The sequence below is a fragment of the Henriciella aquimarina genome, assembly GCF_002088975.1.
In the GTDB taxonomy this organism is placed as follows: Bacteria; Pseudomonadota; Alphaproteobacteria; order Caulobacterales; family Hyphomonadaceae; genus Henriciella; species Henriciella aquimarina.
In genome coordinates this window covers 37,232-60,908 of the sequence record NZ_NCST01000106.1, presented here as the reverse complement: position 1 = coordinate 60,908, position 23,677 = coordinate 37,232, and the positions used below count along the sequence as shown (strand labels likewise).

General features: G+C 58.7%; 21 protein-coding genes and 1 tRNA gene. 15 read left to right on the top strand and 7 right to left on the bottom strand.

Annotation, left to right across the window (positions count from 1 at the left end; genetic code table 11):
* Positions 1–11 precede the first annotated feature (11 nt).
* Positions 12–96: transfer RNA gene (locus B8784_RS16475), tRNA-Tyr, on the bottom strand.
* A gap of 98 nt (positions 97–194) precedes the next feature.
* On the opposite strand from B8784_RS16475, the gene B8784_RS16470 reads away from it, so the two are divergent.
* Both B8784_RS16470 and B8784_RS16465 read left to right on the top strand, forming a co-directional pair.
* A complete protein-coding gene (locus tag B8784_RS16470) occupies positions 195–968 on the top strand; it encodes a TrmH family RNA methyltransferase (RefSeq protein WP_084399003.1) in 774 nt (257 codons plus the stop codon).
* A complete protein-coding gene (locus B8784_RS16465) occupies positions 965–1,837 on the top strand; it encodes an alpha/beta fold hydrolase (RefSeq protein ID WP_084399002.1) in 873 nt (290 codons plus the stop codon). The genes B8784_RS16470 and B8784_RS16465 overlap by 4 nt, the downstream gene beginning before the upstream one ends.
* A 26-nt stretch (positions 1,838–1,863) precedes the next feature.
* Here B8784_RS16465 and B8784_RS16460 read toward each other — a convergent pair whose 3' ends face one another.
* Together B8784_RS16460 and B8784_RS16455 are read right to left on the bottom strand one after the other, a co-directional pair.
* Positions 1,864–3,651: an EAL domain-containing protein gene (locus tag B8784_RS16460; RefSeq protein WP_084399001.1), complete on the bottom strand. Its 1,788-nt coding sequence runs from the start codon at positions 3,649–3,651 to the stop codon at positions 1,864–1,866.
* The gene (locus B8784_RS16455) at positions 3,648–4,190 is read right to left on the bottom strand and encodes a GAF domain-containing protein (RefSeq protein WP_233356205.1); all 543 of its coding nucleotides are present in this window, start codon (positions 4,188–4,190) and stop codon (positions 3,648–3,650) included. Before B8784_RS16455 ends, B8784_RS16460 begins: the two co-directional genes overlap by 4 nt.
* A gap of 431 nt (positions 4,191–4,621) precedes the next feature.
* Between B8784_RS16455 and thpD the strand changes: the two genes are divergently transcribed.
* Together thpD and B8784_RS16445 are read left to right on the top strand one after the other, a co-directional pair.
* The gene (gene thpD / locus B8784_RS16450; RefSeq protein ID WP_084398999.1) at positions 4,622–5,548 is read left to right on the top strand and encodes an ectoine hydroxylase; all 927 of its coding nucleotides are present in this window, start codon (positions 4,622–4,624) and stop codon (positions 5,546–5,548) included.
* A gap of 171 nt (positions 5,549–5,719) precedes the next feature.
* On the top strand, positions 5,720–6,490 hold the full coding sequence (locus B8784_RS16445; RefSeq protein WP_084398998.1) for a Crp/Fnr family transcriptional regulator: 771 nt from the start codon (positions 5,720–5,722) through the stop codon (positions 6,488–6,490).
* A 452-nt stretch (positions 6,491–6,942) separates the two neighbouring features.
* Here the strand turns inward: B8784_RS16445 and B8784_RS16440 are convergent, their stop codons facing one another.
* Together B8784_RS16440 and B8784_RS16435 are read right to left on the bottom strand one after the other, a co-directional pair.
* Positions 6,943–8,181 (bottom strand): acetyl-CoA C-acetyltransferase, encoded by a 1,239-nt coding sequence (locus B8784_RS16440; protein ID WP_084398997.1) that lies wholly within the window; start codon positions 8,179–8,181, stop codon positions 6,943–6,945.
* A gap of 83 nt (positions 8,182–8,264) precedes the next feature.
* Positions 8,265–9,059, bottom strand: coding sequence for an enoyl-CoA hydratase/isomerase family protein (locus tag B8784_RS16435; protein ID WP_084398996.1), 795 nt, complete (start codon positions 9,057–9,059; stop codon positions 8,265–8,267).
* Between the two features lie 127 nt (positions 9,060–9,186).
* On the opposite strand from B8784_RS16435, the gene B8784_RS16430 reads away from it, so the two are divergent.
* The 9 genes from B8784_RS16430 (at position 9,187) to B8784_RS16390 (ending at position 19,057) form a co-directional block, all read left to right on the top strand.
* The gene (locus B8784_RS16430) at positions 9,187–10,305 is read left to right on the top strand and encodes an acyl-CoA dehydrogenase family protein (RefSeq protein WP_084398995.1); all 1,119 of its coding nucleotides are present in this window, start codon (positions 9,187–9,189) and stop codon (positions 10,303–10,305) included.
* Position 10,306: 1 nt separating this feature from the next.
* On the top strand, positions 10,307–11,512 hold the full coding sequence (locus tag B8784_RS16425; protein ID WP_084398994.1) for an acyl-CoA dehydrogenase family protein: 1,206 nt from the start codon (positions 10,307–10,309) through the stop codon (positions 11,510–11,512).
* A gap of 95 nt (positions 11,513–11,607) precedes the next feature.
* Positions 11,608–13,131 carry a class I adenylate-forming enzyme family protein gene (locus B8784_RS16420; RefSeq protein ID WP_084398993.1) on the top strand — a complete coding sequence of 508 codons (1,524 nt, stop codon included), beginning with the start codon at positions 11,608–11,610 and terminating at the stop codon, positions 13,129–13,131.
* Positions 13,132–13,155: 24 nt separating this feature from the next.
* The gene (locus B8784_RS16415; RefSeq protein ID WP_084398992.1) at positions 13,156–14,439 is read left to right on the top strand and encodes an FAS1-like dehydratase domain-containing protein; all 1,284 of its coding nucleotides are present in this window, start codon (positions 13,156–13,158) and stop codon (positions 14,437–14,439) included.
* Positions 14,436–15,221 (top strand): enoyl-CoA hydratase-related protein, encoded by a 786-nt coding sequence (locus B8784_RS16410; RefSeq protein ID WP_084398991.1) that lies wholly within the window; start codon positions 14,436–14,438, stop codon positions 15,219–15,221. The genes B8784_RS16415 and B8784_RS16410 overlap by 4 nt, the downstream gene beginning before the upstream one ends.
* On the top strand, positions 15,218–16,012 hold the full coding sequence (locus B8784_RS16405; protein WP_084398990.1) for an enoyl-CoA hydratase/isomerase family protein: 795 nt from the start codon (positions 15,218–15,220) through the stop codon (positions 16,010–16,012). Before B8784_RS16410 ends, B8784_RS16405 begins: the two co-directional genes overlap by 4 nt.
* 2 nt (positions 16,013–16,014) lie before the next feature.
* Entirely contained in the window at positions 16,015–17,211 is a 1,197-nt protein-coding gene (locus tag B8784_RS16400) for an acyl-CoA dehydrogenase family protein (RefSeq protein ID WP_084398989.1), read from the top strand.
* Positions 17,208–18,278 (top strand): acyl-CoA dehydrogenase family protein, encoded by a 1,071-nt coding sequence (locus tag B8784_RS16395; protein ID WP_084398988.1) that lies wholly within the window; start codon positions 17,208–17,210, stop codon positions 18,276–18,278. The genes B8784_RS16400 and B8784_RS16395 overlap by 4 nt, the downstream gene beginning before the upstream one ends.
* Positions 18,279–18,310: 32 nt before the next feature.
* Entirely contained in the window at positions 18,311–19,057 is a 747-nt protein-coding gene (locus B8784_RS16390) for an SDR family oxidoreductase (RefSeq protein ID WP_158085715.1), read from the top strand.
* Positions 19,058–19,064: 7 nt separating this feature from the next.
* On the opposite strand, the gene B8784_RS16385 is transcribed toward B8784_RS16390, so the two are convergent.
* A complete protein-coding gene (locus B8784_RS16385; protein WP_084398986.1) occupies positions 19,065–20,018 on the bottom strand; it encodes an NAD(P)H-dependent flavin oxidoreductase in 954 nt (317 codons plus the stop codon).
* Positions 20,019–20,092: 74 nt separating this feature from the next.
* Here B8784_RS16385 and B8784_RS16380 point away from each other — a divergent pair, with 74 nt between their 5' ends.
* Positions 20,093–21,094 (top strand): NAD(P)H-dependent flavin oxidoreductase, encoded by a 1,002-nt coding sequence (locus tag B8784_RS16380; protein ID WP_084398985.1) that lies wholly within the window; start codon positions 20,093–20,095, stop codon positions 21,092–21,094.
* Here B8784_RS16380 and B8784_RS16375 read toward each other — a convergent pair.
* Positions 21,091–22,644, bottom strand: coding sequence for an acyl-CoA synthetase (locus tag B8784_RS16375; RefSeq protein ID WP_084398984.1), 1,554 nt, complete (start codon positions 22,642–22,644; stop codon positions 21,091–21,093). The two genes, B8784_RS16380 and B8784_RS16375, sit on opposite strands and share 4 nt — an antisense overlap.
* A gap of 145 nt (positions 22,645–22,789) precedes the next feature.
* Between B8784_RS16375 and B8784_RS16370 the strand changes: the two genes are divergently transcribed.
* Positions 22,790–23,605, top strand: a complete 816-nt coding sequence (locus B8784_RS16370) for a FadR/GntR family transcriptional regulator (protein ID WP_158085714.1) — start codon at positions 22,790–22,792, stop codon at positions 23,603–23,605.
* Positions 23,606–23,677: the final 72 nt, after the last annotated feature.

The following is a 23,677-nucleotide window of genomic DNA, read 5'->3' as shown; positions in this document are numbered from 1 at the left end:
GGGCAGAGCAGTGGTGGAGGGGACAGGATTCGAACCTGTGTACGCTATGCGGGCAGATTTACAGTCTGCTGCCTTTAACCACTCGGCCACCCCTCCACAGGGCTGCCCTGCGACGCTCCGATTGACGCCGCCGGAACAGAACGCCTAATGCCTGAAACAACAGTCACCGGCGCACCGAAGCGCGCTTTATAGGGATGAAGCCTATTCCACGCAACCATGAGAAACGCCGATTTGCAGCAGGCTCTGCACCTGACCCGACAGCGCCGGTCTGGATATGGGGCCAGCATGCCGTAGAGGCGGCGATCTCGAACCGGAACCGGGAGATCTTGCGCGGTGTGGCAACGGAGAATGCAGCCCGGCGGACCGGATTCGACCACTTCGAAATCATGGAGCCGAAGGCGCTCGACAAGATCCTGCCGGCGGGGGCGGTGCATCAGGGACTGGCCGTGAAGACCCGGCCACTCGAGCCTCTCGTTCTCGAAGACGTGATCAATGGACCGGAAGCGCCGGCCTGCCTCTGCGTGCTCGACCAGATCTCCGATCCGCACAATCTTGGCGCGATCTTCCGTTCTGCGGCTGCTTTCGGGGTCGGCGGGCTTGTGCTGCAGACCCGGCACACACCGCCAGTGACCGGCGTGGCCGCCAAGGCTGCCGCCGGCGCCATTGAGAGCATTCCTGAAATTCGCGTGGTCAATATTGCCCGGGCGCTCGATGCCCTCGGCAAGGCTGGCTACCACACGGTCGGGCTGGCCGGCGACGGAGACGAACTGATCGGCGACGCGGTCAGCGGGGCCCAGCGGCTTGCTATCGTCATGGGGGCTGAAGGCTCAGGCCTGCGGCCCGCCGTCGCCAAGGCGTGTGCCTCGCTTGCCCGCATCCCGATGCAGCCGGGCATGGAGAGCTTGAACGTTTCCAATGCCGCAGCGATTGCCTTCTATGAAACGATGCGCTCAACTAGGCCCGCATGACACTCCACGGCCCTGTTTCCCATACTTATTTCTCCCAACGCCTGAAGCTCCATTATGCCGACTGGGGCAATGAAGACGCCCCGCCGCTGCTTCTGGTGCATGGTGGGCGGGACCATTGCCGCTCCTGGGACTGGGTGGCCGAAGAGCTGCGCCATGACTGGCACATTATCGCGCCGGACCTGCGCGGACATGGCGACAGCGCGTGGTCGCCCGAAGGCAATTACAACATGCAGGCCTATATCTATGACCTGGCGCAGCTGATCCATCAGCTCAAACTCGCGCCCGTCACGATGGTCGCGCATTCGCTCGGCGGGAATATCGCGCTGCGCTATACCGGTCTCTATCCGGAGAATGTCCGCAAGCTTGTCGCCATTGAGGGGCTGGGGCCCAGTCCGGATAGGCTGGCCGAACGGCAAAAGACGCCTTGGCAGGAGCGGTTCCGCAAGATGCTGACCGACAAGCGGGCCCTCTCCGGGCGCCAGCCCAAGCGCTATGACAGTCTTGAGCAGGCCTATGCGCGGATGAAGGAAGAAAACAGCTTTCTCTCCGAGGAACAGGCGCGCCACCTCACGATCAATGGCATCGCCCGCAATGAAGACGGGACCTATTCCTGGAAGTTCGACAATTATCTGCGCGTCTGGGAGTCTGTCGATATCACCCAGGAACAGCTACATCAGCTCTGGGCCTCGATCACCTGTCCGACCTTGCTCCTCTATGGCGAGAAAAGCTGGGCGTCCGACCCTGCCGAAGACGGCCGGATCGAGTATTTCGGGGACAATACGCAGGTGAAGCTGTTCCCCGAGGCCGGCCACTGGCTCCACCATGACCGGTTTGACCTGTTCATGGAAACGCTGCGCGACTTTCTCTAAAGCAAGCCGGCCGCACGCGAGACCGCTCAGGCGATGTCGCGGTTCTGGCGGCGTGGATTGGTATCGCTTTCCTTGGCGTGCGCATCGAGCCACCTGGAAAGCGCCTCCGCGGGCATCGGCCGGGCGAAGAAATAACCTTGCATGAGCGGGCAGCCGGCGCCTTCGATAAAGGCGGCCTGGCTGGCGGTTTCGACCCCTTCGGCCACAAGGGCGAGGTTGAGGGAGCGGCCGAGCTGAACGATGGAAATGACCAGGTCCAGCACGTGCGTGTTGCTCTCGATGCCAGCGACGAGGGACTTGTCGATCTTCAGCCGGTCGAGCGGCATGTCGAGCAGCGCGCGCAGGTTGGAATAGCCGGTTCCATAATCATCGAGGGCGATGGTAACGCCAGCCTCGCGAAGGCGGGCAATATTGCGCCGCGCGGAATCGACATCCTCGATGATCGCCGATTCCAGGATCTCGAGGCAGAGCTGGTCAGGCCTGATGTCTGCGGCCTTGATCCGTCGCAGGAGGTCTGTGGCAAAGCCGCGCGAGACAATGTCGATGGGCGAGATGTTGATTGAGAGGAAGGCAATGGCACCGCTGGCGAGCCAGTCCCGGGCCTCGCGCATGGCTATGTCCATGATCAGCTTGTCGAGACGTGACTGAAGCGCCAGCTCGGCGGCAACGGCAACGAATTCATCCGGGCCGACAGGGCCGAGCACTTCATCGTTCCAGCGGGCAAGAACCTCCACGCCCCGGACGTGCCGCGTCTCACTGCACAGGATGGGCTGGTAATGGGCGGTAATCTTTCTCTGCTCGATCGCGGCTGGAAGCATTTCCTCGATGCGGGTGCGGCGCCGCGACTGGCTTTGAAGCACGGCGTCGAAAACCCGGTCGCCATTGCGGCCATTCTTCTTGGCGGCATGCAGCGCGAGGTCGGCGCGTTTGCGCAGCCGGTGAACGGTATCGGCGTCCCTCGGATAGGTGCAAGCCCCGGTTGAGCCCGAAAGCGTGACATCATTGTCGCCAACCCGAATGGGTCGGAAAAGGAAGGCCCGTGCCTGCCAGAGCTTTTCCAGGCTTTCTTCGAGGCCGTCGCTTGTGTTCGTGGAGATCAGAGCGAACTCGTCGCCCCCCATCCGTGCAATACTGACAGCGCCTTTCAGCTTGCTGAGCCGTTTGGCGAGGACATTGATCACCGTATCGCCCGTCGCGTGGCCATACTGTTCATTGATGCGCTTGAAGTGATCGACATCGATCAGGACAAGCGAGAAAGATTCTCCGGATTCATCGGCGTATTTGATCTGCTGGCTCAGGGCATGCTCGAGGCCGGCCCGGTTGAGCAGGCCCGTCGCCGGGTCGGTGCGTGAAAAGCTGAGTGCTCTTTCCTTTTCGACCATGGCCTCGTTGAGGCGTTTCTGAAGCATGGTCGTGCGCGAATTGACATAGTCGAGCAGGGAGGGCTTGTGCGTTTCGCTCTCTGTCGAGGGCTCCGGCATCTTGATCACATCGGTGATGATGCCGACCAGGCCGTGGCGTCCATCGGGGAAGGTGAGCGGCACCTTTTTCGTGAGGGCGAAGGAGTCCTCGCCAATCTGCTCCTCATTGAGACTTTCCTGTCCCTTCAGGACGCGGTCGTCCTCAGCCCAGAACACTTCGACCTGCTCGGGCGGGAACAGGTCACGATCGTCCAGCCCGACGAAATCCTCGCGGCCGATCAGGTCGGCGAACGCCTGGTTGCCATATATCCAGCGATGCTCGTCATCCTTGGCGAAGACAGGGTAGGGCAGCGCATCGAAGATATCCTTCAAGCGCAGGAGAAGATTTTTCATTCCGGGCCTCCCTCCTGGAGACCGGGGGCTGACGGGGGAGTCGACCGCCGCGGATATCTGTCGAGCTGTCGGGTGACGAGCCGCGACATTTTAAGAAGTTCGCCGCGCTGCTCCGCATCGAAAGCGCGCGGCTGCGTATCGATCACGCACAGGGTGCCGATCGAAAGTGCCTCCCCGGCAATCTTGAGGGGGGCGCCCGCATAAAAGCGTATGAAGGGGGCACCGGTGACGAGGGGGTTCTCGGCGAAGCGCGGATCGCGCGTGGCATCTTCGACGACCATGACCTGCTCAAGCCCGATGGCGTGGGCGCAGAAGGAGTGGCGCCGGTCCGTCTCGCAGGCATCAAGTCCGACCCTCGACTTGAACCATTGGCGTTTCTCATCAACCAGGGAAACCAGCGCAATCGGCACATTAAAGTGTCGGGCCGTAGATCTTGTAATGGAGTCGAAGCATTCTTCGGCTGCAGTATCGAGTATCCGCATCCGGCGCAGGCATTGAAGGCGTGCAGCCTCCCGCTCGTCTTTGTATACTTTAACCAAGATGCATTCTGCTTCCCATTAATGTGTTTCCATTGTCCAAAAAAGAGTAAAAAAATTTATAATCAGTGCTCTGGCCACCCCGTGTGGCGGGCATTGTCGGCTTATGGGCCGGTAATTCACCAGATTTGAATATCGACGGCAGAGGACTGTCGCAGACAGGCGCCCCTTCGTGCAGAGACCGTTTTCTCATGCACGTTAGAGCTCGACCTCTTGATGCAGGTTAGGCGCCGGAGGCGCGCCTGAGCCTTCTCACTTAATCAGGATTATCATGACGTGTGGTTTCAGGAACGTGACGCAACTTGCGGATGCGTCCCTGCGTAGGTGGGCCTCAATGGGCCGACACCCCGAAGCGCCCATTCTTACAAATATGACCTGACGCCGGCGACACGCATTTCATCGAGCCGGTGCAACCAATTGAGGAACGCTTAGACATGCAAACCGCAAGAGAGGATCTTTATCAGACGCGCCTGAATACGGAACCCGAACTTATCCATCGGAAAGATCCGGTCGTTTCGCCGAAAGACGGGGCTAACGCGCCCGTCGCCAGCGAGACAATTGCCGCCTTTGAACGCGATGGCTTTATGGTTCTCGAGGACGTGTTCTCGCCCGAAGAAGTCGAGCGCATGCGGTTCACCGCCAATGAGATGCGTGATTATCCGGGCAGCCTTGCAGACGAAACCGTCATCTCCGAGCCGGATAGTGGCGCCGTGCGCTCCGTCTTTGCCATTCACAGGCAGAGTTCGGATTTTGACCTCATGTCCCGTGATCCGCGACTGGCCGATCTGGCCCGCCATATCCTGGGCGATGAAGTCTACATTCACCAGTCGCGGCTGAACTACAAGCCGGCCTTCAAGGGCAAGGAGTTCTACTGGCACTCCGATTTCGAGACCTGGCACGCCGAGGATGGCATGCCGCGCATGCGCGCCTTGTCCATGTCGGTGATGCTGACCGACAACCATCCGCAAGCCGGCCCTGTCATGTTCGTGCCGGGCAGCCACAAGCGGTTCATCTCCTGTGTGGGCGAGACCCCGGAAGACAATTACAAGTCTTCGCTCAAGCGCCAGGAGACCGGCATACCGGACAAGGACTCCATCGCCGATATGGTGGCAAAGGGCGGTATTGTCGCGCCGGCGCCGAAGGCAGGCTCGGTCGTGATTTTCGACTGCAACACGCTGCACGCCTCGAATGGCAACATCACGCCCTTCGAGCGGATGAACGGCTTCTTTGTCTTCAATGCCTGGTCCAACCGCCTGAGGGCGCCTTTCGGTGCTGGCCGTCCCCGGCCGGAGCACATTGCTCACCGTAAGGTGGATGCGCCGCTCAAGCGCATCAGGCAGCAACAACATCACGTCGCTTAAGGCGCGTTTCCGTTGTTGCTCGAAGAACCGGCGCCGGTCATCCCGGAGCCGGTTTTTTCATGCCGGATCCAATGGAAAGACGTGGAACTTCAGCTTCGCTGGTTCGTCATATAGACGGCCTCGCAAACTGCAGGCCCTTGAAAACATGAAGATTTGTATATCACGTGGGATATGAAAAACATCCAGCCTGAACTCATCGAGCCATGCGAAGAGGCTGAAAGCTGCCTTGCAGAGAAATTGCGCGCCCTCGCGCCCATCAATGACCGCCAGTCCGATTTGCTGGCTGCGCTGGAAAAAGAGCGCCGGACAATTGAGCCGGGCGAAGCGCTCTTTGAGGGCAATGCCCCCGTTAACGATCTCTACGTTCTGAAAAAAGGCTGGGTGCTGTCCGAGACCGTCAATGCGCAAGGTATGCGCTCGGTCGTGCGCGTCCATCATCCCGGCGATATCATCGGCGCTTCGCAGGTGCCCTATGCGTCGACGCCGTACCGGGCCATAGCGCGATCGGAGGCGATTGTCTGCCCGTTCCCGCGACAGAACCTGGTCAGCCTGCTCAGCAACTCGCCGCGTCTGTCAGCCCTGTTGCTCACGATTGCGATGATCGAAAGCGCCGAGCAGGAAGATAGAGCCTCGGTCTTCCGGCGCAACAGCGCCAAGGCGAAGCTCGCCCTGTTCGTGCAGCAGACCTTCGGGCGGCTCCGGCTGATGAACACGCTGCTGCATGACCGCTTCCACTGCCCCCTGAACCAGACCGATATCGGGGATGTCGTCGGCATGACGAGCGTCCACGTCTCACGCACCTTTACCCGTCTGGAAGAGGAGGGCGGGCTTGAGCGCCATGGCACATTCATTCGCGTTCGCGATGAATCAGTTCTGTCTGCCTATAGCGGTTATATCGACCGTTATAAGCAGCTTGATCTGAGCTGGATGCCGGAGACGTAAAGGCTGGAGCGGGTGAAGGGCTCTATATGAATAGAAAAACTGTTTAAAAACAATAATGTCGTAGATGTCGACTTTCACATTGTTTCACGATTTTTTACATGAATGTTACGCAAGTCCCAATCTTGGAATTGGATGATAGCGCTAAGGACAAAGATAGTACCGGACTTTCTCGTCGATGTGCTCAATCGTTTTGGTGGTTTGACATTTTTTTTAACTATTGTGTCTGGCAATCCAGCCTTGGTGTCAAAATTAAGTGGCGGTTGTAATCTTGCCTCCACAGCATGTGAAACATGTTAGGATACCTCCGTTAGCCCGTTTCGTTTTCCATTTCGTTGATAATGATGGAGTGAGGGCATATTGTATAAATACAATAGTTTATCCGGCTGGGCGGGCGATATGTCTGCAATTGTAGATTGATATGTAGTGTAGACACTAAAGAGAGTGCGGTCGCGCTAGATTCTTTCGATGATGATGGCCGGGGCCATACCGCCCGCGGCGCACATGGTGATGAGGCCGCGTTTCTTGTCCTGACGTTCGAGTTCATCGAGCACGGTGCCTATGAGCATTGAGCCGGTTGCGCCAATCGGGTGCCCCAGCGCCATGGCGCCGCCATTGATGTTGACCCTGTCGCGCGGCAAGTCGAGGTCACGGATGAATTTCTCGGCCACGACAGCGAAGGCTTCATTGATTTCCCAGATATCGATATCGTCCTTGGTCAGGCCAGCACGTTGCAGCGCTTTCTTTGCCGCCGGAACGGGGGCGTTGAGCATCAGGGTCGGGCAGTCGCCGACGTTTACCGCTGTGACGATGCGGGCGCGTGGTTTCCAGCCTTGACTATCGGCATATTCAGGTGACGCCAGCAGGATGGCGGCCGAGCCGTCGACCACGCCGGACGAATTGCCGGCATGGTGGATGTGCTCAATCTTGAGATCCGGATATTTCTTGTTGATCAGCGAGCGGTAAGTGTTGCCCTTCTCGTCGATGGGAATGTCGGCGAGTGCAGCAAATGATGCTTTTAGCCCGGCAAGGCTTTCATTCGTGGTGTTTGGACGCGGGAACTCTTCCCGGTCGAGGGCGACAGTGCCATCCTCATTGAGAACCGGGACGAGACTCCTGTCGAACCGGCCTTCCTTGATGGCGCGTGCGGCCCGCTTCTGGCTTTCGACTGCCAGATTCTCCGTGGCCTCGCGGGAAATGCCCTCAATCGTAGCGATCGCATCGGCGCAGACCCCCTGATTGGACTGGGGATGCATTTCCCGGAGCGTGGGGTTGTCCTTGTCCATGACTGGCAGGCGCGTCGGGTCAGCGAGAGAGGCGGTATATGACATCATGTCAGTGCCACCGGCAACGACCATGTCTTCCATGCCGGACATGATCTGGCCGGCACCAAAGCTGACCGATGTGATGCCGGAGCCGCAGAAACGGTCGAGTGTCACACCTGATGCTTTCACGTCATATCCGGCGAGAAGAGCCGACATCCGGCCAAGATCAGCACCCTGCTTGTCGACCTGGGTTGCGCAGCCCCAGATGATGTCGTCGACCTCATCGGTCTTGAGGTTATTCCGTTCCTTAAGGGCCTTCAGAACGGTAGCGCCCAGCACTTGCGGGTGAAGATGGGCGAGGGATCCCTTTCCAACCTTGCCAATGCCGCGGGGGGTGCGAACGGCGTCAATGATGTAAGCTTCAGGCATGGTGATATTTCCCGGGTGAAGTGTCTATTTATATCACCTAGTTACACAAGTTGTAAGGGTAGGCAAGCCTGGAACGGTTCAGCTCATCGCACCGTGTAGGATTTCGCTTTGCTCATAATGGCGGCTCTGTCGACCTGAGTCTGTCCGACGGGGTTGCCGAGCTGGCAGTATTTGAGGGCGGTTCTGAGTGCGACAGATCTCGGCATGTCGAGCGACTCCCAGATCGCTTTGACTGAGCCCGCTGTCGCGGCGGGCGGCTTCGCCGCAATGATCGCCGCCAGCTCATCGGCCCGTGACCAGAGCTTGTCATTTTCCGTGACCTCGGTGACCAGGCCAAGACGAAGTGCAGTGTGCGCAGAGATGCGTTCGTCATTGCCGAGCAGGGTCATGCGCATGACATCCCCGAGGGGCATTCGATAGGTGGCGCCGATCGGTTCCAGGGCAGCCGTCATGCCATAGGTGACATGCGGATCAAAGAAGGTTGCGTCTTCGGAGCAGATGACAATGTCGGATTCATTGATCCAGTAGAAGGCGCCCCCCGCGGCCATGCCATGAACGGCGCAAATGATGGGCTTCCAGCAGCGGTTTGACTTGGGGCCCAGCTGCTCGCCGGGGTCTTCGGCGACCCAGATATCGTCGTGCATGACCGAACCGCCCGGCTGCGAGGCGGCCTTGACGTCTACGCCGGTTGAAAAAGCTTTTCCCGGCGCAGCGCGAAGAATGGCACAATGGATGTCTTCTGTTTCGGCAATGTGGCGCCAGGCGGCTGTGAAGTCGTCCATCATCTGGCGCGTAAAGCTATTCATGGCTTCGGGCCGGTTGATCGTGATCGTTGCCACACGATCCTTCACGTCGAAGAGGATGGTTTCGAATTTCATGGGTGGCTCCCTCTGTATCCCTTGTCTTCTCCTACACTGACATGCATCACTGCAACCGAGAAGTGTTAATTGACCTAGTTATATAAGTTGATAATAGTGTGCAATCCGAACGGGAGGACTGGCAGGCATGAATTTCGATCTTGCTGAGGAACAGAAGATGCTGGCTGAACAGGCTCGAGGATTGCTGGGGAAGCAATCCTCGCCGGACCGGCTGCGCGAACTGATTGATGCGGGAGCCGAATGGGATGAACCGCTATGGGCGTCCCTGTCTGAGCTGGGGTTTCCCGGAGCCCGCATCCCTGAAGAGTATGGCGGGCTCGGACTGGGTGATCTCGACCTTGGCGTGATCAGCGAGGAGGTCGGCCGGGCAGTCGCGGCTGTTCCCTTCTATGCTTCGATTGTCTGTGCCGCAGATGCGATTCAGAGATTCGGTTCCGATGAGCAGAAGGAAGCCTGGCTTCCCAGGCTTGCCTGCGGAGAGGTTGTGGGAACACTCGCACATGCTGAAGGACGACAGGGCTGGTGGCCGAAGTCTTCCAGTGTCAGTTGCAGGGCCGGAAAACTGTCGGGGGTGAAAACGCCTGTTGGAGATGCAGGTATTGCAAGCCTGGCGGTTGTTTACTGCGCATATGAAGGCAAGCCGGCGCTTGCGCTTGTGGAGCTCGACGGTGAGACCGTTGAGCGACGCAAGCTTGATGGATTTGACCAGTTGCGGGCGCATTATGCGCTCACTTTCAAGGACACGCCGGCTTCGCTTCTTGAGGCAAGTGTTGGCGATGAAGACGGGCTCAGGACGCTGACAGACAGGATGTCTGTCCAGGCATCTTTCGAGGCCGTCGGTGGTGCGGAAGCCTGTGTCTACATGGCGCGGGATTATGCGATGGACCGCCAGATATTCGGACGCTCACTGGCAAGCTATCAGGCCATCAAGCACAAACTGGCCGATATTCTGGTGGCCACTGAGTTTGCCCGGTCCAATGCTTTCTTCGCAGGCTGGGCTTCCGATAATGCGCCAGCCGAGCTGGCGGTTGCCGCAGCTGCAGTCCGCCTGAGTGCGATCAACGCCTATGAGCAGGCCGCGCGAGAGAACCTCCAGGTTCATGGCGGCATCGGGTACACGTTCGAGGCCGATTGTCACTTTCACTACCGGCGGGAACGTACGCTCGCCATCACGCTTGGGCCGCGCCAGTACTGGGCGGACAGGCTGGTAACCCATGTACCCGGAAAGCAGATGGAGACCGCCTGAGATGGACTTCAATGACACCCCCGAAGAGGCTGAATTTCGCGCCGAGGTCAAAGCGTGGCTGGCAAAACACGCGCCCGGCCATGAGCTGCCCCCCGGTGCGACCCTGGATGACGCTGACGAAGTTGCGCGGGGCAAGGCCTGGCAGCGTGAGCTCTATGATGGTGGCTATGCCGGCATTCTCCTGTCGAAGTCCCTTGGCGGCCGCGGTGGGACGATCGTGGAGGCTGTCGTCTTCGACGAGGAAGAGAAAAAATACAATCTGCCAAAGGGGCCATATATCGGGATCGGTCTCGGCATGGCGTTGCCGGTTATTGGTAAACACGGTACCGACGAGCAGATAAAGAAGTTCGTCGAACCAACGCTCAAGGGCGAGCTGACCTGGTGCCAGCTGTTCTCGGAGCCGGCGGCCGGCTCCGACCTGGCGGCTGTGCGCACGAGAGCCGTCAAGGAGGGTGACGCTTATGTCGTCAATGGCCAGAAAGTCTGGTCTTCCTGGGCACACCATTCCGACTGGGGCATTCTCGTCGTGCGGACCGACCCGAAAGCGGTCAAGCACAAGGGGCTGACCTTCTTCGTGGTCGACATGAAGTCACCTGGCATAGAGATCCGCCCGATCCGGCAGATCTCGGGAGCCTCGGATTTCAACGAAACATTCCTGAGCGATGTTCGGATACCCGAAGGTGACCGCATCGGTGCCGAGGGTGAAGGGTGGGCCTGCTGCATGACCGTTCTGATGGGCGAAAGGCTCAATCAGGGCGAGGAAGGCCGGATTGAGGCGCTCATGCAATATGCGGCCGACACGCCGATGGAGGGGGCCACTGCGCTCGATGATCCGGCGGTGCGCCTGTCACTTGCGACGGCCTATGCTGAGGAACGCGCCGCGAAATATTTTCAGGCCCGGCTGCGTACCATGGTGTCGCGCGGGGAAAACCCCGGGGCGCTGGCAGCGATGATGAAGCTCACTTATGCGAGCCGGCTTCAGCAGACGTCTGGGCTCGCCATGGAAATACGCGGCATGGACGCGCTTGCGCCCCATGAAGACGTCATCCCCACGCGGCAACTCTGGCACGACTATATCTGGTCGACAGCCCTGAGGATTGCCGGGGGCGCTGACGAGGTGCTTCGTAATCAGATCTCTGAACGTGTGCTCGGCATGCCGGGTGAGATGCGTGCCGACAAGGGCGTGCCCTTCGATGAGCTCAAATAAATTCTCATCAAAGGCGAGATAATACTTTTCACAAAGTGCACTTAGTTATATAAGAGGATTTCGCGCAGGAAGTGTGCGGTCCTGGAGGGTTACTCATGTCATTTCTGTCAGACCTCTTGAACGGCGTTCTCGAGATCGATCCATCTGCGGATGCCATCGATTATGACGGTGCATGGTATTCCTGGGGTGATCTGGGCAATACGATACGTGCTGTTCAGGCCGAGCTTGCAGAACTTGGTCTTGGAGAGGGCGCCAGGATCGGGGTCTTTGTTCGTAACCACCCTGACGTCCTTGCGGGCGTATTGAGCGCTGTCGGGGTCGATGGGGTGATGGTTTCGATCAATCCCATGCTGCCGGAAGACAAGATCCGTGCAGACCTTGAGCGGCTCAATCTGCCCGTGGTGATCGGTACGGATGTTGATCTTGAACGTCCTGGCATCCTGCCTGTTCTGGAAGCAGCCGGGACGGCGATCATTGAGACCCAGCCCGTGCTCGAGGGTGCCCGCCTACGGCCGGGATTCGAGAAGATCACCGGCAAGAATATTGCCTATACCCAGCCAGGCGTCATCATTGAGATGCTGACCAGTGGCACAACCGGGACACCAAAGCGTATCCCCCTGAAGCGCGATGCTTTCCTCCAGAGTTTCCGATCGGCCATGTCCTATGAAAAGGACCGATCGCCCGATGATCCCCCAAGGTTGCGCAGTGGCGTCCAGCTTCTGACAAATCCGATGGCGCATATCGGCGGTCTCTGGGGGGCGCTCAACACAATTCTCGGCGGGCGACAGCTCTGTATTGTCGAGAAATTCTCAGTCGAGTCGTGGGCCGATGCTGTGACACGTCACCGCCCGGTCGTCGCGGGTGCGGTTCCGACCGGATTGCGCATGATCCTCGATGCCAACCTGCCTGCTGATGTGTTTTCCAGCCTGAAGGCCCTGCGGACAGGAGCGCAGCCGCTTGATCCGGCCATCACACAGGAGTTTCTGGACCGCTACGACCTGCCTGTGCTGCAAAATTATGGTGCCACGGAATTTTCAGGCGCGGTGGCAGGCTGGTCTCTGGGCGCCTTCCGAAAGTATTACAAAGACAAACCCGGCAGCGTCGGACGCTTTCAGCCGGGTGTCACGGGCAGGGTGGTCGATCCGGAAACGGGTGAGGAGCTCGAGCCCGGTGCTGAAGGCGTTCTGGAAATGAAGGCGCGCCAGTTCGGAATAGGCGATGAGTGGCTACGGACCACCGACCGTGCGGTCATTGATGAGGATGGATTCCTGTTCATTAAGGGGCGTGCGGATAACGCCATTATTCGCGGCGGCTTCAAGGTCCATCCTGACGACGTGGCCGCGACCCTCGAAAAGCATCCGGCCATACGGGAGGCCGTTGTGGTCGGTATACCTGACCGTCGGCTCGGCGCCGTGCCCGTCTGCGCTGTCATGCTGAAAAGTGGGGCAGATGAGCCTGACAATGAAGATTTGAAGGCTTTCGCCAAGCAATATCTCGCGGCTTACCAGGTGCCGGTTCGCTGGAAGATCGTTGATGACGTTCCGCGCACCCCGTCAATGAAACCTGCGCTGCCGCAAGTGCAAGACATGTTCACTGCGACAGAGAGCGAAACCGCCTGACTGTTACCAAAGGGAGACCGACAAATGGCCAAGAGCAAGACAGAGGTCCTTGAAAGCGAAGAGTGGCAAAAAGCCACTGAATACGAGATTACCGACGAGGATATTGATCGCCAGAAACAGCTTCTGGGTTTCATGTCACCGTCCCGGCATCGCGAGTACAACCAGACGGCGACCGTCGACAATATCCGCAACTGGTCGCATGGGTGCGGCGATGACAATCCGGTATTCTGTGACCCGGAGTACGCCAAAGGGACCCGCTGGGGCGGTGTGATCGCTCCCGGCATGATGATTGGCTCGGTGAACTCCCCGATGAAAGGCGACCCGACGCCGGATCATATCAAGAAGCTTCGCAAGTCTCTTTTTCGCGGGATTCACGTTTTCGTATCCGGCTCGAAGTGGGACTTCTATCGCCCTACGCGGCCAGGTGACACGATTTACTCCTATAATGGAGACGAGAGCTGCGAGGTGAAGAACTCGGAATTCGGTGGCCGTTCGGTGATCTGCGTCCGTAAAGATGTGAAGGTCAACCAGAACGCCGAGGTTGTCGCGGTCTATCGCATCCTTCGTATCCTGACGGAGCGTAAGACAGCCAAGAAGAAGGGCAAGTACAGCCATATCGAGCCGGCAACCTACACTGATGAAGATATTGCGGAGATCGATGCCGTTTACGCGCAGGAAGAAGTGCGCGGGGCGGATACGCGTTACTGGGACGATGTCGGGGTTGGTGACAGTCTCGGCAAGATGGCCAAGGGCCCGTTGACCGTTACGGACGTAATCTGTTTTCATTCCGGCGGCTATGGCTTTGTGCCCTACGCGCCGACGGTCGGGCGGCTTGCCTACAAGAACCGCCAGCGGATCGCGCCGTTCTATATCAAGAACGAGCAAGGTATTCCCGACGTCGCGCAACGCTTGCACTGGGACCCGCTCTGGGCACAGGCAATCGGCAATCCGATGGCCTATGATTATGGTGTGATGCGGGAGAACTACCTGTTCCATTATCTTCAGGACTGGGCGGGCGACGATGGCATCATCACGCATGTCCACGATGAAATCCGTAAGTTCAATTATATGGGCGATACCCAAATCATCACGGGTGAGGTGCTCGGTAAGCGCGAGGAGAACGGTCAGGCCCTGATCGATGTGCGCGCCGAGTTCAGGAACCAGCGCGACGAAGTTACCGTCAAGGCTACGGCAACGATCGCGCTTCCCAAGAAGGGGCGCATGGCGATGTATCCGGAAGTGCCGGCAGACCTCGCAGAGGAGGCAGCTCAGATGATGGCGCGTCACTGGGAGCTGTCCAAGGGATGAGCGAAGCGCAGACAGTCATGACGGAAGACGTGGACGGTGTCCGGGTCATCACGTTGAACCGGCCTGAAAGCCTGAATGCATTGAGTGATGCGATCATGGCGCCTCTGGCGGATGCGACACGTGACGCGGCCAGCGATCCCTCTGTCGGTTGTGTTGTGGTGACCGGTGCCGGGCGGGGCTTCTGCTCCGGGGGTGACCTCAAGGGGGATCGCGCCCCGATGGAGGTCAGTCCCGAGCGGGGAAGCCCTGTCGAGCAAAGCCATATACGCCTGCGCAGTCATATGGAGACGCCACGCCTGCTGCACGAAATGGGCAAACCTACCATTGCGATGGTGAATGGCCCGGTGGCGGGAGCGGGCATCGGTATCGCCGGAGCCTGTGACCTTCGTTTCGCAGGCCGGTCGGCGACATTTCTTTCTGCCTTCGACCGGATCGGGGGCGGGGGCGACTTCGGGTCGACCTGGTTCTGGACAAAGATTCTTGGCACCGCCAAGGCGCGGGAGCTGCTCATCCTCGGCGAAAAGTTCGATGCCGAGGCAGCGCTCGCCTTCGGGCTCTACACACGGGTCTTTTCAGACGAGACCCTGCGGGAAGAGACATTGAAGGTGGCCCGGCGTCTGGCGAAGGGGCCGCGCATGGGCTGGCGGTACATGAAGGCCAATCTCAATCTGGCTGAAGATGGCCAGTTCGAGGCCCACCTCGATCAGGAAAGTCTCTTCATGGGCCTGTCAACGCAGGCAACGGCCCGAATCTACAAGGCCATGAAAGACAAGGGCGAATGACCGTTTTCGAGGATATCCGTCTCAGTATCGATGAAGGTGTGGGCACGCTTACGATTGACCGGGGGGATGGCCGCAACGCGCTTAGCCCGCATTCTCTTGGTGAAATCTGTGCGGGCATGGATGCGCTGACGGATGATCCGGACGTGAAGGTCATCATCCTTGCTGCGGAAGGCAGACACTTCTCGGCCGGTGCTGATTTCAGGTTTCTGAAAGAGCTGACTTCGATGGGCGCCGCGCAGATCAAGGCGCAGGTCTACGAGAAGTTCCAGGGTGCTGCGCGTCGGATCTATCATTGCCCTAAGCCGACCCTTGCCCTCATCAACGGCGCTGCCGTTACGGTGGGATGTGAGCTGGCACTCGCCTGCGATTTCCGGATCGCGGATGAGAAAGTCATGTTCCAGGAAAGCTGGATCAAGCTCGGCATCATGCCCCCGCTCGGCGGGCTGTTTCTGCTGCCGCGTATCGTCGGTCTCGGGCGGGCGAAGGAAATGTGCCTTATGGGCAAACAGGTTCGGGCCGAGGAGGCGCTTGCCAGCGGACTGGTGAGCGAAGTGGTCTCGCCTGAGGAGCTGTCTCTACGTGGCCGGGGGTTTGCCGCCGAACTCGCTGCTGCGGCCCCGACCGCTTATGCCACCGTCAAGGAAGCAATCCACCGGGGCCTGGAAAGCTCGATGCAGGCGGAGTGGACGGCCAATGTCTCGAGCCAGGCTGTCCTTATTAGCTCCGAAGATTTTGCCGAAGGGCTGGATGCGGTCGTTGCACGCCGCTCGCCTGAATTCACAGGGAGATAGTCATGGATCTGAGCTATGGCGATGCAGCCGAGGCGTTCCGCAAGGACGTGCGGACATTCCTGAAAGCCAACTGGATGCCGCAATCTGTCGAGAAGGCAGATATGAAGGCTTATATTGCCGCCTTTCGCAAGCAGGCGACCGAAGCGGGGTATCTATACCGCGCCATACCGAAGGCGTGGGGTGGATCCGAGCAGGCCCCCGACGTCATCAAGGCACAAGTTATCCGCGAGGAATTCGGGCGGGCGCGCGCACCGATGGAAGTGCCCGGTAACGGGATGAACATGCTCGTGCCAACCCTCCTCGAGCGGGGCACCGATGAGCAAAAGGCGCTTTTCATCCCGAAAACCATGTCGGGTGACTATATCTGGGGACAGGGCTATTCGGAGCCGGGCACCGGCTCAGACCTGGCTTCCGTGCGTACCAGGGCCGAGCTTGTCGGCGACAAGTGGATTATTAACGGCCAGAAAATCTGGACTAGCCAGGGTGGCAAAGCGACCCATATGTTCGCTCTGGTTCGTACCGAGTCCGATGCAGGCAAGCATGATGGTATCTCTTACCTGTTGATCGATCTCGATCAGCCGGGCGTGAGCCGCAAGCCGATCCGTCAGATGACGGGCGAAAGCGGGTTTTATGAATTTTTCTTTGATGACGCCGAAACACCTGCGAGCTGGATCGTCGGTGAGCGGGGACAGGGCTGGAATGTTTCTCGTACGACGCTGAAGCATGAGCGCGCGTCCATCGGTTCGGCAGCCATGCTTGGCAACCAGTTCCAGAAATTGGTCGAACTGGCTGGGGAAATGACGCGGAATGGGCAATCGGCCATCAAGGATCCGGAAGTGCGTCAAGCGCTGACCCGGATCGAAGGCTGGGTCATGGCTCACCGCTATTCATCCTATCGCATCATGTCGAGTGCGATCCACGATGAAGAGGCTGGCATCATTTCGATGATGATGAAGCTTCTCCTGACAGAGATCGGACACGATATTGCGCTTGCCGCTCAAGACCTGATTGATGATGAGGGCCTGATCGAGCCCGAGCCAGCGGGGACACGCGGGCGTGGCCCTGAAAAGTGGCTGGATCAGATCATGGGCTCGCTCGGCAATTCGATTGCAGGCGGCACCACGAACATTCAGCGGAATATTATCGGTGAGCGGGGTCTCGACCTGCCACGGGATCTTGCGATGGAGCGCGGCCAATGAGGTTTCATTTAGATAGTGACCAGACTGCCATTCAGGATGTTGTACATGGCGCCGTTTCAAGCGTGCTGACGCGTGATAAATTGCACGTCTTCATTGATGGCAATGATGATTTCGAGCCTGATAGCTGGCAAGCCGTATGCGAACTGGAGATGGCCGGCTTGATGCTGCCTGAAGACCAGGGTGGCAGTGGGCTGGGACTCGTGGAAGCCGCCCTGGTCATTGAATCGATCGGAAAGGCAGGCGCACCCGGACCGTTCATTGGTCAATTGCTGACGGCAATTGCGTTGTCGGAAACGGACAATGATACGGCACGTTCTGCGTGGCTCAAGCGTGTCGCAAGTGGTGAAGCCGTGGCGACATTTGCGTTCGGTGGTGACTGGCTGCCAACCGGCTGGACTGTCAGCGTGGAGGACGGCAAGGCCAGCGGCGAAGTCCGCTTTGTGCCCTCTGCCAGTGCAGCAAAAGTGTTCCTGACCGGTACGGAGGGCGGCGGGCTCGCGCTGGTCGAAGCCAGTAATGCTGTCTCTGTCACACCGCTCAAATCCACCGACCGGAGCCGTCCAGCGTCGACAGTGTCATTCGAGGAGGCCACGGCGCATGAGTTGTTTCCCCCCGGCGATGACGGTGTGCAGCGTATTTTCGATGCTGCTCTCGTCCTGTTGGCTGCTGACGCGCTTGGAGGCGCTCAATACTGTCTCGATCTCTCCGTCGAGTATGCCAAGGAACGCAAGCAGTTCGGCCAGCCAATTGGGCGCTTTCAGGCATTGAAACACCAGCTGTCTACCATGGCCCTGAACGTCGAGCCGGCTCGGGCGCTCGTATGGTATGCAGCGCATGCCTGGGACATGAAGCAGGAGGATGCCCCGCGCTCTGCCGCGCTGGCAAAGGCGCATCTCTGCGACCGTTTTGTTGAAGTGGCCCGGGATGCAATCGCCGCGCATGGCGGTATTGGCTACACATGGGAATACGGTCTTAACATCTGGTTCCGGCGGTCGGTGTTCGATCGGGTTGTGCTTGGGAGCCCGGCTGTACATCGCGCTAGAGCAGCAGACCTTGCTGGCTGGTAGTTGCCCTTGAGCGTTTATCAGGAGACGCATCTGTGAACCGTTTTGAAGGAAAGAATATTGTCGTCACAGGCGGGTCCAGCGGCATTGGACTCGCGGTTGCACAAAGGATCGCCGGTGAAGGTGGGCGGGTCCTGGTGACGGGCACGAGCGACAAAAAACTCGCCAGCGCCGAGGCCGCAGATGAGCGGATATCTGCATTCAGGAACGATGCGAGCGACCTCGCCTCAGCGGACGAACTGGCAAAAGAAGCCGGGCGTCTCTTCGGTGAGATTGATGGCGCTTTTCTCAATGCCGGGAAAGGTGGAACCGGCGGCATGGTGGGGTCGCTGACCGTCGAGTCCTATCGTGATCTGATGGATCTGAATGTTGGCGGCCCCATATTTGGTTTTCAGGCTCTCGTCCCCTTGATGAAGACTGACAGTTCCGTGGTTATCACGGCTTCCGTCGCCAAGGATGTCGGGATGCCGGGCGCTGCGCTATATTCTGCGACCAAGGCGGCTGTACGGGCAATGGTTCGCGGGTTTGCAGCTGAGTTCGCGGGCAAGGTCAGGGTCAATTGTCTGAGCCCCGGACCTATTGAAACGCCTTTTTTTGAGCGTCTGGGACGGCCAGCTGAGGTGTTGGAGAAAATCCAGCAGGGTGTCGTCAAAACCAACCCGATGAAGCGTTTCGGAACGGCTGAAGAAGTCGCCGCGGTTGCGTGTTTCCTGCTCTCAGACGAGGCCAGTTATGTGACGGGTGCCGACTATTTCGTCGACGGGGGCGCTGCGCAGCTGTAGCAGATACTTATCTGCCAGCGCCATGGACGGAGACTGTGCCGATGGCGTCAGCGTATTCACGTTCCAGCCGGTCAATCAGTGTTGCGACTTCGGGTGCATCATTGACGAGGGCAGCGGATTGGCCGCCGCTCCAGATATCGCGCCAGGGCTTAACGCCGTCTGGCAAAGCCTTGCGTCGTCCTGATGCAGGGGCAGGACTTAACCCGTGTCCGGCGAGGGAAGGTCCCAGGAAATTAGCGCCAATGCCGACAATGCTGTCCGTCCAGACAATATCCGAGAGGGCGGCATCGGCCAGCATGTCCTTGTGCCCGGAATGGACCCCGGACTCCTTGGTGGCAATAAACCTTGTCCCCATGCAGACCATGTCGGCGCCCAGCATCTCGGCGGCAGCGATGCCGGCGCCGTCTGCGACACCACCCGCCAGTTGTATGATCCCGTCGAAGAATTGTCGGACTTTGCGCACGAAGGCGAAGGGTGACAGGAGCCCGCCAAGCCCGCCAGCGCCAGCGCAGACAAGCATAAGGCCGTCGACACCGGCCGCGGCCGCCTTTTCGGCTTGCTCTACGGTCGTCGCGTCGTGAATGACGACGCCGCCCCAGTCATGAACCTGTTTGACGAGTTCTGTCGGGTTTCCGGCATTGCTCGTGATGATCGGCAAACGGGCGCGGCGGCAGATCGATATTTCGCTGGCGAGCATTTCTTCAGGTTTGCGCCGTGAGACATTGATGTTGACAGCGAAAGGCGGGGGTACGCCGCCACTGTCGTGGATCATGTCTTGTGCCTCAAGCAGTTCATCCACCCAGGCTTTCAGGCCGCGGTCGTAGGCGGCATTATGTGTGGGAAAACACCCGATGATGCCCGCCTGCATGCACGCCGTGATAAGTGAGGGCACAGACGCAATCGACATGGGCGCTGCCATTAGCGGTAGCCGCAGGCCGAACTGAGCGAGGCGTGGAGACATGATGAAAACCCTCTTTCCAGATCAATATATATAACCTAGTATGATAAGTATAGACAGGAGTAGGGGAGCCGTAGATGGCCTTCAAGACGCGTATCACCGAATTACTGGATATTGAGCACCCCATCGTTCAGGGTGGCATGCAGAGTGTAGGCGTTGCAGAGCTTGCGTCTGCGGTTTCGAATGCGGGTGGACTTGGTATTCTGACGGCCCTGACGCAGCCTTCTCCAGAGGCCCTGCGCGATGAAATCGAGCGCTGCAAATCCATGACGGACAAACCGTTTGGTGTGAACCTCACCGTTTTTCCGACAATGAAGTCGCCTGACTATGCCGCCTATACACAGGCGATTATTGAAGGGGGTGTCACCATTGTCGAAACGGCAGGAACGTCCGCAGTGGCGGAGTTCTGGGATATGATGAAACCACATGGCATCCGAATTCTGCATAAATGCACGTCCGTGCGTCACTCGCTGTCTGCTGAACGCAAGGGGGTTGATGCCATTTCGATCGATGGTTTCGAGTGCGCGGGGCATCCGGGTGAGGACGATATCCCCGGGCTTGTGCTGATCCCATGCGCAGCCGACAAAGTGAAGATTCCAATGATCGCGTCAGGTGGTTTTGGCGACGGCCGGGGACTTGTCGCTGCGCTGTCATTGGGAGCCGACGGTATCAATATGGGCACGCGTTTTTGCGCCTCAAAGGAAGCGCAGATCCATCCGGATGTGAAGCAGGCCTATGTCGATAATGATGAGCGGGGGACGCATCTCATCTTCCGCCAGTTCCGGAATACGGCGCGCGTCGGAAAGAGCGAAGTGTCTGATCAGGTCGCAGAAATTCTCAAGAATCCTGATGCCAGGTTTAGAGATGTGGCCGAGCTGGTGGCTGGTGCCAAAGGCAAGCAGTTGCTGGAGACGGGTGACCTTAGTGAGGGCGTTTTCTGGGCCAGCATGGTGCAGGGGCTGATCCATGATGTGCCGAGCGTACAGGAGCTGTTTGACAGGATTATCGGGGATGCAGAGACGATCCTGGACAATCGCCTCGCGGGAATGCGTGATACCCGCAGGGCGCCTGTAGCCTAGTTTACGCCCTTCTGCTCGGCCGGCCAATAGCGGTCGCGGATCTGACGCTTGTAGAGCTTGCCATTATCGCCGCGCGGCAAGGCGTTGACGAAGTCGACAGACTTCGGACACTTTACCGGTGACAGGCGCGAGCGACACCAGGCGACGAGTTGATCGCCGAAGGCGTCATCCGCATTTTCGCTTCTGACGGGCTGTACGACGGCTTTGACCTCTTCGCCCATTTCTGCGTTCGGCACACCAATAACGGCTGCATCGAGTACGTCTGGATGACAAATCAGTGTGTCCTCGATTTCCTGAGGATAGATATTCACGCCGCCCGAAATGATCATGAAGGACTTGCGATCCGTCAGGAAGAGATAGCCGTCCTCATCCAGATAGCCGACATCCCCGAGCGTTGACCATCCAGCATGTATTGGATGGCGCGCATCGCGTGTTTTCTGGTCGTCGTTCAGATATTTGAAGTCCCAGCCGCCTTCGAAATAGATGAGGCCCGGCTCACCAGCTGGCAGCTCCTCGTCATCTTCTCCGCAGACATGAATCACCCCCCAGTTCGCCTTGCCGACGGAGCCCGGTTTGCGCAACCACTCTTCGGAGGTGATCGACGTCGATCCATTGCCTTCGGAGCCACCATAGTATTCCAGCAGGATCGGTCCTAGCCAGTCGATCATCTGATGCTTGATATCAACCGGGCAGGGAGCGGCCGCATGGATGACGGTCTGGAGGCTGGAGACGTCAAACGTCAGACGTTCGGCATCGGGCATTCGCAACATGCGGACAAACATGGTGGGGACCATCTGCGTGATATTGACGTGATGGTTTTCAATCGCTTCAAGGGCGCCTTCGGGGGTGAACTTCTCCATGATGACAACTGTCGCACCCAGGCGGTGACACGATGTGGAGAAGGCCAGAGGCGCCGTGTGATAAAGGGGGGCTGGGGAGAGGTAGACGCTTTGGGGGCAGATTCCGTAATTGTCACGCGCTCGCTCGGCGAGTGGGTGAGGGGCGGTTGCCGGGCCGCCGCTCAAGGGCTGGCGGATACCTTTCGGTTTGCCCGTCGTGCCTGAAGAATACACCATGTGAAACCCGGCCGTCTCGTCTGTCACGGGTGTTGCTGGATGACCGGCAATAGCGTCCTTCCAGTCAGGGAGGCCTGAGAAAGCGCGACCAATCGTGAAGGCATGCTCAACCGACGCAGGCTGTGAGGTTTGCAGCAGCTCCTCCGCATGCCGCACGGTATTACTTGTAACCAGGACACGTGCTCCGCTGTCGGAAAGGATATAGGCAGCTTCCTCGGCTGTGAACGCCGTTGATATGGGGGCGATATAAAGGCCTGTCCGCTGGGCCGCCCAGTAGATGGTGAAATAGTCGGGACAGTTCTTCAGCCAGATGGCAAGCGTGTCGCCTGCTTTGAGGCCAAGTTCGCGAAGGAGGTGAGCGCCCTGATTTGCCTTTGTTTCCAACTCGCCATAGGTCAAAATAGTGCCGCTTTCGGCCATGATGATGGCGGCCTGGGCTGGCTGGCGAGTGGCATGGTCTCGAGGGTGCGGCATGCGTTGACCTTTCCTGGTATTGTGGAGAAATCTCGAAGCTAGTTTAAATTACGGCAACCTGTTATACCAAGTTATATAATAGGTGGTATAGTCGTGTGTTGCCGCTTCAGCAATGAGGCGGCCCGCGTTTGAAGGAAGCAAATATATGGCAAGAAAAGCGACTGCGGTGAAAAGCACCGCGAAATCTCCGACACGCCCGGCCAACCGGATACGTACACCCAAGACTTCCGAAGTGGTTGCAGACCAGATTCGGGCACAGATCGTTCGCGGCGAGATATCGGAGGGCGACACCTTGCCGCCTGAGGGGCAGCTGATGGAAACGCTGGGCGTGTCCCGTCCGACACTGCGCGAAGCCTACAGGATTCTGGAAGCGGAAAATCTGATCAGTGTCACGCGCGGCTCACGCTCGGGCGCGCAGGTCCATCTGCCACGCGTAGAAGTCGCAGCGCGTTATGCCGGGTATGTGCTCCAGTCGCAGGGCACAACAATTGCCGACCTTTATGCCTCGCAAATGGCTATCGAGCCTTATGTGATCCGCACATTGTGCAGAATGCGGAATAACAAGAAGGTTGTCGAAGCGCTCAATGAGCATTGCGAGTATCTCGTGACCCTTATCGATGAAGAGCGGATCAATACCTTCACGCGCGGCGTCGCGGAGTTTCATGGCCTGCTCGTCAAGCTAACGGGCAACAAGACCCTGACCCTCATTACCCAACTGCTTCAGGATTTGATGGCCAATCATAAGGCCGATGTCATGCAGCGCGATCCGATTGACAAGGAAGCCCGCAAGAAACGGCTCGATGGTGCCCTAAAGTCCTATCGTAAGCTCATCAGGCTTATCGGGGACAAGGAAGAAGAAGCGGCCGTCGCCCATTGGCGCCTGCACCTCAAGAATGCGCATGCTTCCTGGGCCCGAGCCGGTGAAGGTGAGCGGATTGTCGATGCCATCAACGCGTACTGATACCTGACAAAAAAGTCGGGCCGAAGAAGAAGTGCACGCATTTCACGGCCAGGGCTGGCACCGGGGAGGTGC